This is a genomic window from Nostoc sp. MG11, from assembly GCF_014904695.1.
Lineage (GTDB): Bacteria > Cyanobacteriota > Cyanobacteriia > Cyanobacteriales > Nostocaceae > Komarekiella.
Window position 1 is genome coordinate 60334 of the sequence record NZ_JACXXN010000019.1, and the last position, 17619, is coordinate 77952.

Here is a 17619-nt window from a genome sequence, read left to right on the forward strand (position 1 = left end):
GATCGCATTATGCTAAGTTGCAATCAATGCGAACTGACAAGTCAGCGCTTCGCTATCGCACCTGCATTCACTGCATATCCAAAATGCTAGAATCGCCCTAGTACAGATGCTTTCAGAGGAGGCAGCATGGTAAAAATAGAACTGGAACTAGACGAAAAAACTCTTGAGAAAGCACTTGCTTTGGCAAAGTCTCGCCATTGTGACTTGTCGAAACTGATTGTACACGCAATTGATCAACTGGCAGTGGTAGAACCACCAAAAGACCGATTACTGGGATTATTTGCAGATGATCCTGAGTCAGTAGATGAGATGCTAGAAGAAGTAATGAAGGATCGGGCAGCACACCCATTAAATCAACGCTTTGGACAAAGTACTCATTGACACCGATATTTTTTCTGAGATTCTCAAGGGTATTAATCAACGAGTTGCAGTTAGAGCTTCCAGCTATCGTAGTATTTTTGGTTACTATACCATCTGTACCATTACAGTCTTAGAGATATGTCAAAGGCTGGCATAAGCGTTGACAAGAAGATAAGATTCGGCAGTTTTTTATTGAAATTATTGAGGCAGAAGTGTTAACACTACAACTCAGTGATGCTGAGTTAGCGGGACGCATTTATGCAGATTTAGAACGAACGGGGCAACCGATAGGACTTGCTGATGCTATGATTGCTGCCATTGCAATCCAACAAGACTTAACCTTAGTAAGTGGCAATTTATCACACTATCAGCGAATTAAAGTATTGGGTTACAGCCTGAAGCTGGATAATTGGCGAATATAAAAGTTAACTAGATCCATTAATAAACTACCTTTGGTCTGGGACAGGGCAAAATAAAGACATATAAGAGCGATTGCCTGTATGAGCTACTGCCTTAATCCCCGTTGTCCAAAACCGGAAAATCCTCATGATGTCAAGTTTTGCTTAACTTGTGGTGCTAAGTTACTGCTCAAAGAACGCTACCGTGCCATCAAACCGATAGGACAAGGCGGTTTTGGCAGAACCTTCTTAGCTGTGGATGAGGATAAACCCTCTAAACCCCGCTGTGTGATTAAGCAATTTTATCCCCAAGCCCAAGGCACTAACACAGTGCAAAAAGCTGTGGAGTTATTCACCCAAGAAGCGGTACAGTTAGATGAATTGGGCAAACATCCCCAAATTCCTGAACTGCTGGCATATTTCACTCACGAAGACCGCCAGTATCTTGTACAAGAATTTATAGATGGGCAAAACTTAGCTCAGGAATTGGTGCAAAAAGGGGCTTTCAATGAAACGCAGATTCGGCAACTATTGAATGATTTATTGCCAGTGCTGCAATTTTGTCATGCCAGACAAGTGATTCACCGCGATATTAAGCCAGAAAATATTATTTTACGCCAGAGCGATCGCAAACTAGTTGTAGTAGATTTTGGTGCTTCTAAATCTGCCACCAGCACCGCTTTAAATAGAACTGGTACTAGTATAGGTAGTCCCGAATATGTCGCCCCTGAGCAAATTAGAGGTAGGGCTGTTTTTGCTAGTGATATCTACAGCTTGGGTGCGACTTGTATTAATCTATTAACTGGGCGATCGCCATTCGACTCGTATGATACTAACAACGATAAATGGGTTTGGCAGCAATACTTGCAAACTCCCGTCAACAATCAGTTGAGTCGCATTCTCGACAAAATGCTGGAAAGTATCCCAATTCGGCGTTATCAAACAGCAGATGAAGTCCTCCAAGATTTAAATGGACATTCACCAGTGGCTACTACAGCAACGATACCCGTTAAGCCTATCACTCAATCCCCACCTTCTGCACCACCCTTTGTCACGAAATCTCCGAGTCAAATTGAGCAAGAATTAGAAGAGATGAAAACTCAATTTATGGGTGGTGCAAAACCCCAACAAAATAAAATAAAACCGCCAAATCCAACACCTCAGCCTTCTAGCCCAAGCAAATTAGATGAAGAATTAGAGGAATTAAAAGCTAAATATCTTGGTAATAACAACTCCTAGTACCAATTCGTAATTCTTAATGAGCTACGCTAATAGCAATTCTTTACCCAACACTCTTAAAAAAAAGTGACTCTGAGTTTCAGAGTCACTAGTAAATCTAAATTTTGAAGCTTTCTAAACTTTTACAATCTACGGATGTTGAGACATGAAAGTTTACTTTTCGGATTCAGCAATAGGAACCCATTCAGTGTGGAAGCTTCCGGGCTTATCAAGACGTAGGTAAGTATGTGCGCCAAAGTAGTCACGTTGTGCTTGAGTCAGATTTTGAGGTAAGCGATCGCGGCGATAGCTGTCAAAATAATCCAATGATGCACTAAATGCTGGCACTGGAATTCCCAATTGTGCTGCTGTCATTATCACTTCTCGCCAAGCTGTTTGTCTGTCGAGAATAGTCTGCTTAAATTCAGGAGCTAATAACAGATTAGGTAATGCTGGATTTTCGCTAAAAGCCTTCTTAATCTTATTCAAGAAGCCAGCGCGAATAATACAGCCACCCTTCCAAATCCGCGCCAATTCACCCAGATTCAAATTCCAGTTATATGTCTTTGAAGCTGTAGATAGCAGTGCCATCCCTTGAGCGTAAGAACAGATTTTTGAGCAGTAGAGGGCATCCCGCACTTTGTTGACAAAATCCTTAATTTGTCCATCATACTTGCCATTTGGGCCTGTAAGGACTTTGGATGCTGCCACCCGTTCTTCTTTAATGGAAGATATAATCCGGGCATTCACCGCTGCTGTAATTGTTGGAATAGAAACTCCCAATTCCAGCGCAGTCTGGACAGTCCAGCGTCCAGTTCCCTTTTGACCTGCTGCATCAACAATCAAATCAACCAACGGTAGATTGGTTTCAGGGTCAATGTAAGGGAAGATATTTGAGGTAATCTCAATCAAAAATGAATTGAGTTCATCGGTGGTGTTCCACTCAGTAAACACCTCATGTAGCTGAATATGGTCAAGTCCAGCAGCATTTTTCAGCAAGTCGTAGGCTTCAGCAATCAACTGCATATCGCCATACTCAATGCCGTTGTGTACCATTTTGACGTAGTGACCAGAACCACCAGGGCCAATATACGTTACGCAAGGGCCATCATCGACTTGAGCAGCAATTTTGTTGAAAATTGGCGATAGATACTCGTAGGAGCTTTTTGTACCTCCAGGCATTAGAGAAGGGCCATTTAACGCCCCTTCTTCACCGCCACTGACACCCATACCAAGATACCGAAGCCCAGCGGGTTCTAATTCCTGAGTGCGTCGTTCCGTATCTTCAAACCAAGAGTTGCCACCGTCAATAATGATATCGCCTTCATCTAGTAAGGGTCTGAGTTGAGAAATCACCGCATCTACTGGCTTACCAGCTTGCACCATCACAAGGATTTTGCGGGGACGTTCCAATGAGGCGACAAATTCTTCTAGTGTAAAGGCGGCTTTGACGTTCCGTCCTGGCGCACGCTGCGCCATAAAAGCATCCGTTTTTTCTCGGGAGCGGTTGTAAACTGCAATTGGGAAGCCATTACGCTCGACGTTTAGAGCGATATTCTCGCCCATTACAGCTAAACCAATCACACCAAAGCTTTGTAGTGTCATAAACTATGTTTGGCTAACTCTTGCAGATCCTTTTATCTTTAAGGGTAGTCCGAGATTTTCGCTTCTCTCCTAAAGAAGACCTTAAGAGTTGATATAAACGACAAAAATCCACAACTAACATAGATAATTAATTTTAATTTGTATCTAAATCAACAATTGACTTGCAAAATTGGCAAAATTGTTTAGTTAAGGGATTGGGGGCTGGTAACTAAGTACTAGGGACTAGGAAATTCTCTCTTAATTCCCCATATCTGAATCCCCAATATCTCATCCCTAGTCAAAGGACGCAATAAGGAGTAACCAAATAATGCTGGCATATGTCCTAGCTTTAGTGGTCGGTCTTGGTAGTTTAGCCATTTACATAGCAGCTTTCTTTTTCCCAGAAATCCACCGTAAGAATGACTTTATCTGGAGCGGTGTAGGACTTTTTTACGCTCTAGTATTATGGGTGTTTGCACCACGCATTTCTGGAGGGTTGTTGCTGGGTCATGTGGCTAGTGTGGCTCTTTTGGTTTGGTTTGGCTGGCAAACTCTTTCATTACGTCGGCAACTAACCCCACTGCTACAACAAACCCAAGTACCGAGTCCTGAGACAGTAAAAACTAGCATTCAGGAACAGGTCAATAAGTTGTCTGTTCAGGGACGACTTGCTCAGCTGCAACAGGGAATTAGTAATACCTTCGGTGGCGTGAAAGGCAAGGTGCAACAGACTGTAAGTAAAAAAATACCCACTTCCAAACCTGAAGATATTACCTCTGTACTAACAGAGCACCCTGTTGTTGAGATTGTAGACAAAACTACTCCCATACCAGAACAACCAGCAGAGGACGCGGCTGCTACTACAGACACCGAAGCAAAAATCGAGAGTATACCGGAAGCAATTCCACCCAATCCCCCATCTCCAGAATTGGTGCAAGCAGCTCAAGCAGATGCCGAAACTGAGGACAAACAACCAATTCCTGTAGAGGAAATTGCTCCAGATGCGGTACTTGCGCCGCCAGCGGAAACGTCACCTGAGGTAATACCGCCTGATAATCAGGCTAGTTGAATTTAGTGAAACCCAACGTTAACTAAACATGATGTTGGGTTTCACTCAACTTGTTTTAATGTTCTGCCACAAATCGGCTGACACAAACCTAGATAAGTGACCAACATTAGTTGTTGCAATTACTACATCTAAAACAGCAAGAGTTACAGCTTGAGCTACTAAAATTATGTCACCGTCAATCGTCTTATCACTAGCTAGTGGTGAAAATCTGAGTTTTTCAGGACAGATTAAAAAGTATTCGCAGTAGTAAAATGAAGAAGCAACGTTTTTCAAAAAAATAACAACTTCCTAAAAGAGAGGCAAAAACTCTATACGGTCTTGATACTCGTTATCAAACGAACCTTCAGCTATCAAAAGTAACTGTTCAAGATTTTCACCAAAGCTTAATTTCGGATTCAGGATGAATATTCCCGGCACATGATGCTTTTGAGCTACATGATCTGCCAAGTGAACTGGCATAGATTTACGGTTGTTAGTGACTAGAATACAATCATTTTCTTCATACCAAACCCAAATTTCTGGGTCTAGAGTTCCCTTCTGTGGAGTAGTCAAGTCACCAACTGCTACTACAAATAGATCAGGCTTTAGGCGGCGGAGTTGAATTGTGTAAATTGGATCAACATTCTCATCTATGAGATACTTGAGCGCCATGAGTTTAAATGGCCATTTTTTCAGCTTTTAATTTTCGTAGTCTCTCTACAACTGGGTTTGGGTTGCGACGTTGCTCTTCTCTCATGCGATCGCCCCACTCTAACCAATCGGTCATGTATGCATCCACTGATTGCTTATTGTGTAAGTAATAGAGAATAGTTGCATAGACTTGTTCTAAAGTCAATGAGGTGTAAGTCTTGGCAATCTCTTCTGGAGTTTTGGCATGGAAGAGGTAGTCAAAGAGAATCGTCTCAATTCCTACCCGTGTACTCTTAAGTCGAATATCATCGGGAGCTAGAAAGTTAAAGTAGTCTTCAAGTTGCATAGTTAGCTGAGGTTAATGATATATGTATTCTATGATCCTAGCATTCAGGCAATTTGAGCGATCGCTCAAATTGTCTTAAATGGGCTTAACGTTAATGACGATGAATAATATAGCGAATTTTGGTTTTGATGCCATCTTCTATAATTAATAGAACCTGCACAACTAATCTTAGGCATGAGACTGTGACCGAATCAGGAAGCTATAAAGATACTGTAAACTTACCCAAAACTAACTTTGATATGCGGGCAAACGCCATCAAGCGTGAGCCTGAAATCCAAAAATTTTGGGAAGAAAATAAAATTTACGATCGCCTCTCCAAAGAAAACCCAGGCGAATTATTTATACTGCATGATGGGCCTCCCTACGCTAATGGCTCACTTCATAGTGGTCATGCTTTAGGTCAAATTCTTAAAGATATTGTTAATCGCTACCAACTACTACAAGGACGTAAAATTCGTTATGTGCCTGGTTGGGATTGCCACGGCTTGCCAATTGAACTGAAAGTTTTGCAGAATATGAAGCCAGCAGAGCGGCAAAACTTAACACCTTTACAACTGCGGCAAAAAGCGAAAGCATTTGCTCTAGAAGCAGTGGAAGATCAAAGTAAAACCTGTAAGCGCTTCGGAATGTGGGGTGATTTTGAACACCCTTATCTCACTCTCCAGCCGGAATACGAAGCAGCGCAAATTGGTGTATTAGGTCAGATGTTCTTAAAAGGATACATCTATCGTGGTTTGAAGCCTGTTCACTGGAGTCCCAGTTCTAAAACTGCTTTGGCAGAAGCCGAGTTAGAATATCCAGAAGGCCACACTTCCCGCAGTATCTATGCAGCTTTTCCAATTACAGGTTTGGCGGAGGGTATTAAACCGCTGTTGGGAGAATATCTGTCGGAATTAGGTGTGGCTATTTGGACAACTACGCCTTGGACAATTCCGGGGAATTTGGCTGTGGCGGTGAATGCAGATTTAAACTACGCGGTGGTGGAAGTCTCACGCCAAGACGCAGAGACGCAAGGTAATCTTAGCGCCTTTGCGCCTTTGCGCGAGATAAATTTCAAATATCTAATCGTTGCGGCAGATTTGGTGGAGAGTTTATCTTCGACGTTGGGAGTTGAGTTAACTGTAAAAACCATATTCAAAGGGAAAGATTTAGAACATACTACCTACCGTCATCCGCTATTTGACCGTGAAAGTCCGATTGTTATAGGTGGTGATTATATCACTACTGAGTCGGGTACTGGGTTGGTACACACTGCCCCCGGTCATGGTCAAGAAGATTACATAGTCGGTCAGCGTTATGGTTTGCCTATCCTCGCGCCAGTGGATGATAATGGTAACTTTACCCAAGAAGCGGGAGAGTTTGCTGGGTTGAATGTACTGGGTGATGGTAATCAGGCGGTAATTGATGCACTGACAGCGGCGGGTTGTTTGTTGAAAGAAGAACCTTACCAACACAAATATCCCTATGATTGGCGGACGAAAAAGCCGACGATTTTCCGCGCTACTGAACAATGGTTTGCTTCGGTGGAGGGATTTAGGGAAGAAGCATTAAAGGCGATCGCTTCGGTAAAATGGATTCCAGCCCAAGGTGAAAATCGCATCACGCCAATGGTGGCAGAGCGTTCTGATTGGTGTATCTCCCGTCAGCGTTCTTGGGGTGTACCCATTCCCGTTTTCTACGATGAAGAAACAGGAGAACCACTGCTAAATGCAGAAACCATCGCTCACGTCCAAGCAATCATTGCCGAAAAAGGTTCTGACGCTTGGTGGGAACTGTCGGTAGAGAAATTGTTACCAGAATCTTATCGTCATAATGGTCGGTCTTACCGCAAAGGTATGGACACGATGGATGTATGGTTTGATTCTGGCTCATCTTGGGCAGCTGTTACCAAGCAGCGTCCAGAGTTACACTACCCAGCCGATATGTACTTAGAAGGTTCAGACCAACATCGCGGCTGGTTTCAGTCAAGTTTGCTTACTAGTGTAGCTGTGAATGACTGTGCGCCTTACAAAACTGTGCTAACTCACGGCTTTGTACTCGATGAACAAGGGCGGAAGATGAGTAAGTCAGAAGGGAATGTGGTTGACCCGAATACAATCATTGAAGGCGGGAAAAATCAAAAACAAGAACCGCCTTATGGTGCAGATGTCTTGCGGTTGTGGGTATCATCGGTGGATTACTCTGCTGATGTACGCATTGGTAAAAACATCATCAAGCAACTGAATGATGTGAGAGGCAAGATTCGCAATACAGCGCGGTTTTTGTTGGGTAGCTTGCATGATTTCAACCCCGAAACAGACTCAGTACCCTTTGAGGAATTGCCAGAACTTGACCGCTACATGCTACACCGCATCACCGAGGTGTTTCAGGAAGTGACAGAAGCGTTTGATAGTTTCCAATTCTTCCGCTTTTTCCAAACAGTGCAGAATTTCTGCGTTGTGGATTTATCTAACTTTTATTTAGATGTTGCCAAAGATAGACTGTACATCAGTGCTCCTAATACATTTCGCCGTCGCAGCTGTCAAACAGTGCTGAAGATAGCTTTAGAAAATTTAGCACGAGCGATCGCCCCAGTACTATGCCACACAGCTGAAGATATCTGGCAATATTTCCCCTACAAAACACCCTACAAATCGGTGTTTGAATCAGGCTGGGTGCAGATAGACCAAAAATGGCTTAATCCTGAATTAGCAGAATTTTGGCAACAAGTCCGGCAAATCCGCACTGAGGTCAATAAGGTGCTAGAACAAGCCAGGATAGAAAAGCTAATTGGTTCTTCTTTAGAAGCCAAAGCATTGCTGTATATAGCTGACGAACAATTACGCTCCTCAGTAAAAACATTGAATACAGCCATTGGTAACGGTATCAATGAACTCCGCTATCTGTTCCTTACTTCCCAAGTAGAATTGTTAGATTCTCCTGACAAACTGCGAGACGTGAAATACAACTTGCAGACTGACACCTGGGGAATTGGTGTAGTGAATGCAGATGGGGAAAAGTGCGATCGCTGCTGGAACTACTCCACCCATGTGGGAGAATCAGCAGAACATCCCCTAATTTGCGAACGTTGCGTTGCAGCCTTAGCCGGAGAGTTCTAAAAAAAGAAATTTCTCTGTGTCTTTGTGTCTCTGTGGTTAACAAAATAGTTTTTTACCATAAAGGCACTAAGACACAAAACTAGCTACTATTTACAACTTTAGCAACAACTCCTGAGTTAACTGAAAGAACGCTTTAGAACCAGATGACTGGGGAGCATTTAAAACAACTGGCATAAAACTATCAACAGCTTTAGCAACGTTAACATCAACTGGTATTTGAGTCTTACAAATTTTTTCTACACCAAAATCTTCAACCACACGGTGCATCACTTGTTTGTAATATCTGCCAGTTAGAAGGTTAGCGTTGGACATGCTAAATACAATTCCTAGCATTTTTATATCTATCTTTGTTTCATGTCCATGACTGTCTTTTAATTGGGCAATGCGTCTTTCGAGTAGTTGAATACCTACTACAGATAAAGGTTCTGGCTTAGCAGGAAGTATATAGAAATCACTACCAGCTAAAGCGCTACGAGTCAATAGATTATAGCCAGGAGCACAATCCAAGAGGATAAAATCATAGTCTTGGCGAACTGATTTTAAAATGTTATTAATCAAGACTCTTTCAAAGCGATTCCAAATCGTTTCAAAATCCTGTTCACCCAAAGCAACTGCTTGTTGATGCAGCATTTCTGAAACGACAAATTCATCATATAAGTCGATATCTCCCGGTAATAAATCTAGTCCGGGTAGATTACAAACTTGAGATTGAATGATTTCCTGAATCGTCAGTTTTGCGTTTGGTTCTGGATTGATAACTTCATCTATTAAATATCTAAATGTCAGTCTTTGTTTGCGACGCTTGGCAAAGTCCAAAGGCGACATCAGACTGAGTGTGGCACTAATTTGGCTATCTAAATCAAGGACAAGCACCCGCTTACCATGATTTTTCGCTAAACAAGTAGCTAAGTTGACGGTGAGAGTGGTTTTCCCTACACCACCTTTCATATTTGCAGTAGCAATTACATATCCCATTGGTTAATTCCTCTGATGACGCCTTCCCATCTAGGTAGCGTACACCCCTGCTGAACAATTGAAACTTCCGTTAAATTTAATATTTTCGGGGACTCAAAAGAGTCGTTTCAGTCATGTTTCCTCAATTGAGGCAGTCAGATTATATAGCAACCCGGACTTAATTATGCAACGCTGGCAAAGAAAAAACCTGTTCCTCTGAAGTATACGTCTACACTTATCTAACCTGTGAACTTAAGTTGGGAACTTATACTAAAGCTCACATGTCGTTGGTAGAGACACACAGATGATGTGTGCTCTTACAGCATTTTGCTTTTACTTAGTCTAATAATTTTGAACATGGCTAGCTCTCAGAAATAGCTAAATTTCCAGTGGAAACATTAGTTATATTATGATTTATTATATTTTTCTTAGTATATTTTATTACTCAAGACAATTAACGCTATGCCATAATCGAACAGAAATCCAGTTATTGACAATAATTGTAATTTTTTAGAGGTAGAAAAAGATTGCCTTTTAATCCTGATCTGTGTCGTAACGAAAGCGAAGTTGAAAGCAAACTCATAGTGCAATATTTGCTACCACAGCTAGGGTATACTCCTGATACTTGGCATCAAGAAGTTGCCCTTGGTAGCATCCGCTTAGACTTCTTAGCATTTGCAGCGCAAGTGATTCCTTTTGTCTTAGATGTCAACTCGCCGCTGAGCGTCGTCATGGAGGCAAAGCACCCTAAACAAAACTTAAATAATCACGTCCTCCGACTCAGGCATTATTTAACAAGCTTGAATGTGCGATATGGGTTGTTAACTAATGGCAAAGAGATCAGAATTTATCAAACATTACAGGATGATATTCGGCTAGTCTTTCAGTGTTTTGGCAAAGAAGTTGATACTAAGATAGATAGAATTAAAATTTTAATTGGCCGAGAAAGTCTAGGAGAAAAACCGTTAATAGATAAGTCAGAGATTCAAATTGCTGAGAACAATTCAATTTTGGAAACTAAGAGGCAAAATTCAATGAAAACAATTGCAGTTTACCACAATAAAGGCGGTGTAGGAAAGACAACTACTGTAGTTAATCTAGCTGCTGCTATTAGTAAAAAGGGTAAAAGAGTTTTAGTTATTGATCTAGATAGCCAAGCTAACACGACATTTGCCACTGGTTTGGTCAAATTTGATGATGAAGATTTTGATGATATAAAAGACTCTAATATTTTTCATGTATTGCACTCAGAAGAGTTTTATCCTATTTCGGAGGTAGCTAGAAAGTCTAATTTTAGTAATCCAGAAATTTATGTAGTCCCTGCACACATTGATTTGATAAGATTAGAAACAGAACTGAATGCACTTGATTATAGCAGACTAATACTGATTGAAAAATTAGAGGAAGTGAAAGAACAATACGATGTTGTTTTGATTGATACTCCACCTTCTTTAAATCTGTATGCCAAAATTGCTTTGATAGCTACAGATTATCTTATCGTCCCATCTGATTTAAAACCTTTCGCAAACCAAGGATTAACGAATGTTAAAGAGTTTATAAAAACTATTAATGGATTTAGAAAGCAAATTAGAAAACCACCAATTGAAATAATAGGAGTTTTAGCTAGTAAAATATCAACAAATGCTAAGTTTGTACAATCAACTTTAAAAAATCGTATAGAAAAGGTTTCTAGCCGATATGGTATTAACGTCATGGATGCTGTGATTTATGAAAGAGAAGACTTGGCAAAGTGCGCTGAAAAAATTCAGATCGTTGGAGATATGGAGATAGCTGATCCAATATCAGTATTAGATTTTAAACCAGAATCAACATCAGCACAAGAATTTGAGTTGCTAGCAATAGAAGTTTTACAAAAGATAGGTTTGGCTTAATGAAATTATCTACATCACTTGTGGCCGTAAAGAAAATTACATCCATCAAGCCTCGTTCAACTTTTCCAGATGATGAATTAGAACAAGCTGCTAACTTTATTTTAGAATCTGAAGGGGTTATTAACCCCATAGTAGTTCGCAGAACAAGTCTGCAATCATACGAGGTAGTAGATGGAGACTTTGAGTATCATGCTGCTGCTAGAGCTAGAGAAATAGATCCTCGTAAAGGCGAGATGATTGGAGCATTTATTATTGAGCCTGAAAATGAGGAGTCTATTACAAAGCAAGTTGAATTATTTAGAAAATCAAAACCTGCTATTTACAGCAATGTATCAACTGGTTCAGATAGCAAAGAATCCATCTCAACAAATATCGAATTAAGAGTTACTAATACAGAAAGTCGCATGACAAACTTAGAATCACGTTTTGAAAATCGCACTATTGAATTGCAGACAGAGCTTAGACGTGAAATAAAAAATATTAATGACAGACTGAAAGAAATTGAAGATCTAATTCCAAAGCAAATTGAACCATTAGAGGCACTTAATACCTTGAGCTTATCCGAGCTTGCTCCTAAGTTAAGACGAGTTGGTATTAATGTTAAAATAATTGAACAAATATTCAACGAACGAGAGAATGGTAAATTTAAATCTTTTAGCAATGTAGTTGAGCGTATTAAGGGCTTAGGCGATAAAACAATGCTAAAGGTTATCGATAGCTTTTCTAATGCTATTAGCTGAATTGACCTAGTTAATTATACAAAATTTATAAGCTATGGATAAACTAGAATCCAAAATACTTGAAATATTGAAGCGTGGTACTCCATTAAGAGCAGCAAAAATCGCTGAAATGCTGGGAGTTGAAAGACGAGAAATAAATCACTACCTATATTCTTCATTGAAGAATGTGATTATCCAAGATAGTGAGTATAAATGGTCATTTAAGACAAATAAAATAGGTAATAATCAACGGATCCCAACTCAACCCCGAAAATCTCAAACTCAATCACCAATATCTATACAGCAAGATACCCCGTATAGATTTAATAAAGAAGAGATTCAACGAGATACTCCAATTCAACCGCCAATTTCTCCAACTCCATCCTCACAACCTATAAGGCAAACTAATCCGTATGAAGTTGTTAAGGAAAAACTTGCTCAACTATCTTCAGAGGAAAAGATAAAAATTCTAGAACAAGCTTTTAGGCAAGATAGATTTTCAGAATTAGAAGATGAGCAGATAAATGCTCTCCAATCAATATTGGAAGAAGCTAAACGGGAAGTCAATATAGCTAATACTGCATATACACAAGGGAAACTAAGCTCTTGGAAGGCTAATCGTTTAGCGATCGCAGTCGTATCTATTACCTTAGCTGTTGGTACCTTCTTTGTGATCAGTCAACTTAGATCCAGTACAACTTACCAACCTACTCCAACTATCCCACAAAATAGGTAGATTCTCCAACCCTTAACTGAGTATTTGTATTACATAATTGTGGGGCATTGCTTACCGTTTGCAGTCTTTCTTTGCGCCTCTGCGCCTCTGCGTGAGGAATTCTTATAATCGTCTACGCATTCCCACATAACTTGTAATCATTGGAGACATACTTAAGTGACGACTTCCTCAATTCGCACTTTATTTATCACAAAAGAAGTACCTTATCCACCCGTGGGTGGAGCAAGTTTACGTACCTGGCAAAACATCAATATTATGATGAAGTTTGGCCCTGTTGGTGTTTTTTCAGCCTCAAACTGGACTCCTAAAAGCACATCTCTACCAGGGGTTACACTATGGAAGCATTCCAACTTTTCCACACATCGGTCAAACTGGGAAAACTTAGAAAGTCGGTTGTGGTGGCTACATCCCCGCAGACATCCAGATGCAGATTGGGCTTATACAAAAACTGCTGCTCAAGAATTAGACGAAACTCTCATAAAATTTCAGCCTGATATTGTAGTTCTTGAAGAGGTATGGCTATATCCTTACTTGAGTGTGGTCGAGAAACATAAATGTCGCATTATCTTCGATAACCATAACGTGGAAGCATCTCTATGGCAGCAGAGATACCGTATAGTTAAAGGTATAAAGTCAAAGTTAAAAGCCAAAATTCAGCTAGACCATCTCAAGTCAATTGAGGGCGACTTTACTAAGCAAGTTAGCCAAGTATGGGTATGCAGCGAAGATGATGTGAGCTTGATAAACAAGTTTTATGGAGAAGTATCGCCCACTTACGTTGTACCTAACGGCATTAATGTAGCGCACTACGACTGTGTACGCTCCGGCGAATACAGCCCGAAGACTGGATTAGAGGATACAAGCCGAAATGTCCTTTTTCTTGGTCAACTTTCATACTCACCCAATACAGTGGCGGCTGAGTTATTAATTAACCAAATCTACCCACGACTACAGGAACTTTACCCAGATAGCCGTTTGCTGCTAGTGGGGCGCAGTCCGACTCAATTTATGCTGGATGCTGCTAAGCGATCGCCTGGAATTATCGTTACTGGTAGTGTACCAGATGTTCGACCCTATTTGGCTGCTGCCAGTGTCATGGTTGTACCATTACTTCAGGGTGGAGGTACACGCCTGAAAATCGTAGAAGCCTTTGCTGCTGGTTGTCCTGTTGTTAGTACAGTTAAAGGTGCTGAAGGAATCAACGCTAGAGATGGGGAACATCTGCTGATTAGAGAGGTAGAAGAGTTAGTTGCAGGAGTGTCCCAAATCTGGTCAGACTCTTCTTTGGGGGAGAAACTAGCTAGTTCTGCTTATGAATTAGTACAAGCAGAATACTCCTGGGAAGCGGTTAGTCGCAAGGTGGAAAAGGCTATCCACAAACTGTTTTGAGGAAGTTGTCTAAAATTAGACTGTTTTTTCTAGCACAATGCACTGTGTAAGAACATTATCAATAACTAAAAATTCATCCAAATGCTGACGAATATTCTCTGGTTCAAACTCAGAATAGCCGTACAATTCTTCAGGATTACCTATTTTAAGTTTTAATCCTGAGTGTTTAATTAGAGAACTAACTGAGATATTAGAACCATATTTATTGCAAGGTTTATTGGTAAATGGATAACAATCTAAGAACAAATCTATTGTTGCTATAAAATAGCCACCAGGTTTCATCAGTCGTTCAATTTCTTTTGCCAATGATGGTAATTCTTCTGGTGGAATATGTTCAATTGCAGAGATAGAAAAAATGCGATCATAATAATTATTCTTCAAATTAGCGTTTTGTAAAAAATCCTGAATAAATCTAACTTTACCACCAAAAACATTATTCAATTTATGAAACTGCTCAATAGTAAATATCCAATCAACTTTTTCGCTAGGATTAATAAGAGGGTCAACTGAGGTAACATCCAAACCAGATTGAGCTAATACAAATTGAAAACCAGAAGCTCCAGTTCCAACTTCAACTACACGCATACCTGCTTCTAACGGTGTGGCGAAAAAACACCAGGGATATTCAAAGATGCGTGTAAGGCTATTGATTTGAAAACCAAAGGGCCCAATCTGTTTAATTAACTCACTAGGTAGGTTATAGCGATTACGCCAAGCAAAATTGTTTCCAGTAATTTTGGAATTGGTATATTGATACCACCATGAAGCTCCCACAGGTGCTTTGTACTTTTGGTTCCAGATAAAAAACTTAGAAGGTATAATCTTAGGTGCTAGCATAATTCAGTTATTTACTTTTAAATTGAGAGTAAGTAAACTTGACTTTTTAATCAACTGGATACTTCTCATATTTTGTTTTGTTAGGTAATTTTAACCTCGTGTTTGTCGCAGTATACTAAACGCCTTACTCCGTAACCCAACTGGTAATAGCGATAAACCTAAACCAGTCCATGCTTTGGTAGTTGAAAAAGACTGTCCTGCAAAAATTAGTTCTCTGCCTTTTGGCGTTTCACCTTTTTCAATTAAACGCAAACCTAATAATAATTGTGTTTCAGCAAGACGATTTTTTCGGATTAACTCCAGTTTTTCTGAATCAAAGTGATAACTTTCTAAATATTGAATTTTATCAAATAAATAAGGAATAGCTCGATTAATACCTTGTTGTTCTGCGTGATAGCGATATTCCATCAATAACTCTGGTAAGTAATAGCCGTTTTTCCCAGCTAAAGCCAACCGCACGAACAAATCGTTATCCTCACAATTTTGCAAATTAGGTAACATAAATCCTAATTCTTGCAAGGTTTGACGGCGAAATAATGTTGCTCCAATTTGAAAGCTTTGGTGAATAAATACAACTTCTAGCAAATTATCTACGATACCTGCTGGTAAATTCATCCTACCCCAGCGACGAGAATTTTCCTGAGTTTTCTCTTGATTGCGGACATTATTAATGTCGATTATCCAATGGTCTGTACCAACAAAATCAATGCTAGAGTCTTGTTCAAAAATTGCAGCAGTACGTGCTAGAAAGTCGGTTGTTAGGCTATCATCGTCATCAAACTTCATAAAATACTTGCCGCTTGCAGCATTAAAACCAGAGCGCATATTATTGCTTTTACCAATATTTTGCGGATGACGAATGTATTTAATGCGGTTATCTGTATACTGTGACATTAACTCGGGTGTACCATCGTCAGAACCGTCATCGCACACAATTAATTCAAAGTCTTGTTCAGACTGCTTAAGTACACTGTCAATGGCATGAGGTAGCAGATAGGCACGATTAAAAGTAGGGATACAAACACTAATTTTAGGCATATTATATAAATTATTGTAATAATATCAATTACAAATTAAATGTATGGTGATGCTTGACCACCATACAGCTAAAAATTAGGTGATAGTTCTTTGAATTTTTTTGATAGTCTTTTTGATAAATCGATTAGTTTTTGATGCCATACTTGGTGGTTTTAGTTTTTGTGGTCTTTGTTCTGGTTGTTTAAGAAAACGATAGTATAAAAACTCATCTCTATAAAGAATATTGACATCTTCTCCCTGAGATAAACGGGCAAAATCACTAGAGGAATAGCTCATGTAGTGAATACGATGAATGGGTTTTAATCCATCTTGATTGTAAAGAACATGATTAATATTTACGAAGGGATCTGCATTGGCACAGTTGCCGGTTCTATCTTGACCATCGGGACTAAGTGTGAAGTTAAATAGTGGGCGATCGCACCGTAAAGTCATGTAATTAAACAAAAATGCATCATCCCACCATCCATGTCCATTAATCCATTCAATTTCTCTTTTGTCAATTAGTTGCTGCTTCATTACTTCAATTTCGTCAGCAGTAAATAATCCTCGTTTAGACCCAAAAAAACTAGAACAATGTAGCTTAGGACGAATATCAGCTTCCGTATATAGCCCAGTTTTCTCTATAACTGAAATATCTAAAGCTGCTACAGTTCTATTCTTAAGATGTTCCCAATCATCAAAAACAAAATCGTATTTATTGAGCTTTTCAATTACATCTGTGGGTGGCTTCATCGCCAAGCTATCACCGTCATAAAATACAAATTGCTCAAAAACACCCTCAAAAGCAACAAACTTTCTTTGTAAATGACTTTTGTACCAACTAGGACGCGATGTTTTTGTCTCTCTTTCTCTAGGATGAGCTGCCCAAACTTGGTGAGCAAATTCTTCCCAGCGTTGAATCACATCCCAATCCTCAAACAATATTACGTTCTTTCGAGAATTAATTTCTTGCTTAACTCGGTCTAGTCGTTCATCATAGGGAATAATACAAACTGGGATATCTGCACTTACATTTATTTCAATGCTATTTAGCAAAGCTACCAATTGGTCATAGACTACATCATTTGCAAGGGTGTAAATACCGAAAGATTCCATTTGACAAAATCCTTTTTTCCAGGTGATAAATAGTTTTAGCAATTATATAAACAGCTTGGGGATGACATGATTTAGTCTATATTCCTGTTACAATTCTAGGCTAACTAGCTTGAAGCATGAAATCCTCCCACAAATGAGTCTACAACCAAAAAACATCAAGTTTTTTGGTTGCTCTATTTGCTAGGGTTCCCAGATATTCAATTAAATAAACATTTTAATAGTATCTTTTTCGTTACCCTATCCGTCAAGGCTAAGG

General features: G+C 39.8%; 17 protein-coding genes. 9 read left to right on the forward strand and 8 right to left on the reverse strand.

Annotation, left to right across the window (positions count from 1 at the left end; all coding sequences use genetic code 11):
* The first annotated feature begins 126 nt into the window (after positions 1-126).
* The 3 genes from HCR01_RS23065 to HCR01_RS23075 all read left to right on the forward strand — a co-directional run bounded on the left by HCR01_RS23065 (position 127) and on the right by HCR01_RS23075 (position 1997).
* A complete protein-coding gene (locus tag HCR01_RS23065) occupies positions 127-381 on the forward strand; it encodes a hypothetical protein (RefSeq protein WP_193198441.1) in 255 nt (84 codons plus the stop codon).
* Positions 382-572: 191 nt separating this feature from the next.
* A complete protein-coding gene (locus tag HCR01_RS38980) occupies positions 573-782 on the forward strand; it encodes a hypothetical protein (protein ID WP_226889559.1) in 210 nt (69 codons plus the stop codon).
* Between the two features lie 78 nt (positions 783-860).
* The gene (locus tag HCR01_RS23075; RefSeq protein ID WP_193198442.1) at positions 861-1997 is read left to right on the forward strand and encodes a serine/threonine-protein kinase; all 1137 of its coding nucleotides are present in this window, start codon (positions 861-863) and stop codon (positions 1995-1997) included.
* Positions 1998-2150: 153 nt separating this feature from the next.
* On the opposite strand, the gene gndA is transcribed toward HCR01_RS23075, so the two are convergent.
* The gene (gene gndA / locus HCR01_RS23080) at positions 2151-3581 is read right to left on the reverse strand and encodes an NADP-dependent phosphogluconate dehydrogenase (RefSeq protein ID WP_193198443.1); all 1431 of its coding nucleotides are present in this window, start codon (positions 3579-3581) and stop codon (positions 2151-2153) included.
* Between the two features lie 307 nt (positions 3582-3888).
* Here gndA and HCR01_RS23085 point away from each other — a divergent pair, with 307 nt between their 5' ends.
* Positions 3889-4629 carry a Ycf66 family protein gene (locus HCR01_RS23085; protein ID WP_193198444.1) on the forward strand — a complete coding sequence of 247 codons (741 nt, stop codon included), beginning with the start codon at positions 3889-3891 and terminating at the stop codon, positions 4627-4629.
* A gap of 45 nt (positions 4630-4674) precedes the next feature.
* Here the strand turns inward: HCR01_RS23085 and HCR01_RS23090 are convergent, their stop codons facing one another.
* Genes HCR01_RS23090 through HCR01_RS23100 form a run of 3 tightly spaced genes read right to left on the reverse strand, consistent with a single transcriptional unit; the run spans position 4675 to position 5605 of the window.
* On the reverse strand, positions 4675-4902 hold the full coding sequence (locus tag HCR01_RS23090) for a hypothetical protein (protein WP_226889560.1): 228 nt from the start codon (positions 4900-4902) through the stop codon (positions 4675-4677).
* Positions 4903-4917: 15 nt separating this feature from the next.
* Entirely contained in the window at positions 4918-5280 is a 363-nt protein-coding gene (locus HCR01_RS23095; RefSeq protein ID WP_193198445.1) for a DUF5615 family PIN-like protein, read from the reverse strand.
* 4 nt (positions 5281-5284) lie between these two features.
* Positions 5285-5605 (reverse strand): DUF433 domain-containing protein, encoded by a 321-nt coding sequence (locus tag HCR01_RS23100; protein ID WP_193198446.1) that lies wholly within the window; start codon positions 5603-5605, stop codon positions 5285-5287.
* Positions 5606-5787: 182 nt separating this feature from the next.
* Here HCR01_RS23100 and ileS point away from each other — a divergent pair, with 182 nt between their 5' ends.
* Positions 5788-8703, forward strand: coding sequence for an isoleucine--tRNA ligase (gene ileS, locus HCR01_RS23105; protein WP_320073160.1), 2916 nt, complete (start codon positions 5788-5790; stop codon positions 8701-8703).
* Between the two features lie 90 nt (positions 8704-8793).
* On the opposite strand, the gene HCR01_RS23110 is transcribed toward ileS, so the two are convergent.
* The gene (locus HCR01_RS23110) at positions 8794-9678 is read right to left on the reverse strand and encodes a ParA family protein (protein ID WP_193198448.1); all 885 of its coding nucleotides are present in this window, start codon (positions 9676-9678) and stop codon (positions 8794-8796) included.
* A gap of 506 nt (positions 9679-10184) precedes the next feature.
* Here HCR01_RS23110 and HCR01_RS23115 point away from each other — a divergent pair.
* The 4 genes from HCR01_RS23115 to HCR01_RS23130 all read left to right on the forward strand — a co-directional run bounded on the left by HCR01_RS23115 (position 10185) and on the right by HCR01_RS23130 (position 14393).
* A complete protein-coding gene (locus tag HCR01_RS23115) occupies positions 10185-11549 on the forward strand; it encodes an AAA family ATPase (RefSeq protein ID WP_193198449.1) in 1365 nt (454 codons plus the stop codon).
* Entirely contained in the window at positions 11549-12289 is a 741-nt protein-coding gene (locus HCR01_RS23120; protein WP_193198450.1) for a ParB N-terminal domain-containing protein, read from the forward strand. Before HCR01_RS23115 ends, HCR01_RS23120 begins: the two co-directional genes overlap by 1 nt.
* 34 nt (positions 12290-12323) lie before the next feature.
* A complete protein-coding gene (locus HCR01_RS23125; protein ID WP_193198451.1) occupies positions 12324-13004 on the forward strand; it encodes a hypothetical protein in 681 nt (226 codons plus the stop codon).
* 156 nt (positions 13005-13160) lie between these two features.
* Complete coding sequence (locus HCR01_RS23130) at positions 13161-14393, forward strand: glycosyltransferase family 4 protein (protein WP_193198452.1); 1233 nt, start codon at positions 13161-13163, stop codon at positions 14391-14393.
* A 15-nt stretch (positions 14394-14408) separates the two neighbouring features.
* On the opposite strand, the gene HCR01_RS23135 is transcribed toward HCR01_RS23130, so the two are convergent.
* The 3 genes from HCR01_RS23135 to HCR01_RS23145 all read right to left on the reverse strand — a co-directional run bounded on the left by HCR01_RS23135 (position 14409) and on the right by HCR01_RS23145 (position 17363).
* The gene (locus HCR01_RS23135) at positions 14409-15230 is read right to left on the reverse strand and encodes a class I SAM-dependent methyltransferase (RefSeq protein WP_193198453.1); all 822 of its coding nucleotides are present in this window, start codon (positions 15228-15230) and stop codon (positions 14409-14411) included.
* Between the two features lie 90 nt (positions 15231-15320).
* The gene (locus HCR01_RS23140; protein WP_193198454.1) at positions 15321-16268 is read right to left on the reverse strand and encodes a glycosyltransferase family 2 protein; all 948 of its coding nucleotides are present in this window, start codon (positions 16266-16268) and stop codon (positions 15321-15323) included.
* Positions 16269-16343: 75 nt separating this feature from the next.
* Entirely contained in the window at positions 16344-17363 is a 1020-nt protein-coding gene (locus HCR01_RS23145) for an Npun_R2821/Npun_R2822 family protein (protein ID WP_193198455.1), read from the reverse strand.
* Positions 17364-17619: the final 256 nt, after the last annotated feature.

Coding starts and splice junctions, on each gene's coding strand:
- HCR01_RS23065 (WP_193198441.1), top strand. CDS start 127: ATGGTAAAAATAGAACTGGAACTAGACGAAAAAACTCTTGAGAAAGCA.
- HCR01_RS23075 (WP_193198442.1), top strand. CDS start 861: ATGAGCTACTGCCTTAATCCCCGTTGTCCAAAACCGGAAAATCCTCAT.
- gndA (WP_193198443.1), bottom strand. CDS start 3,581: ATGACACTACAAAGCTTTGGTGTGATTGGTTTAGCTGTAATGGGCGAG.
- HCR01_RS23085 (WP_193198444.1), top strand. CDS start 3,889: ATGCTGGCATATGTCCTAGCTTTAGTGGTCGGTCTTGGTAGTTTAGCC.
- HCR01_RS23095 (WP_193198445.1), bottom strand. CDS start 5,280: ATGGCGCTCAAGTATCTCATAGATGAGAATGTTGATCCAATTTACACA.
- HCR01_RS23100 (WP_193198446.1), bottom strand. CDS start 5,605: ATGCAACTTGAAGACTACTTTAACTTTCTAGCTCCCGATGATATTCGA.
- HCR01_RS23110 (WP_193198448.1), bottom strand. CDS start 9,678: ATGGGATATGTAATTGCTACTGCAAATATGAAAGGTGGTGTAGGGAAA.
- HCR01_RS23120 (WP_193198450.1), top strand. CDS start 11,549: ATGAAATTATCTACATCACTTGTGGCCGTAAAGAAAATTACATCCATC.
- HCR01_RS23125 (WP_193198451.1), top strand. CDS start 12,324: ATGGATAAACTAGAATCCAAAATACTTGAAATATTGAAGCGTGGTACT.
- HCR01_RS23135 (WP_193198453.1), bottom strand. CDS start 15,230: ATGCTAGCACCTAAGATTATACCTTCTAAGTTTTTTATCTGGAACCAA.
- HCR01_RS23140 (WP_193198454.1), bottom strand. CDS start 16,268: ATGCCTAAAATTAGTGTTTGTATCCCTACTTTTAATCGTGCCTATCTG.
- HCR01_RS23145 (WP_193198455.1), bottom strand. CDS start 17,363: ATGGAATCTTTCGGTATTTACACCCTTGCAAATGATGTAGTCTATGAC.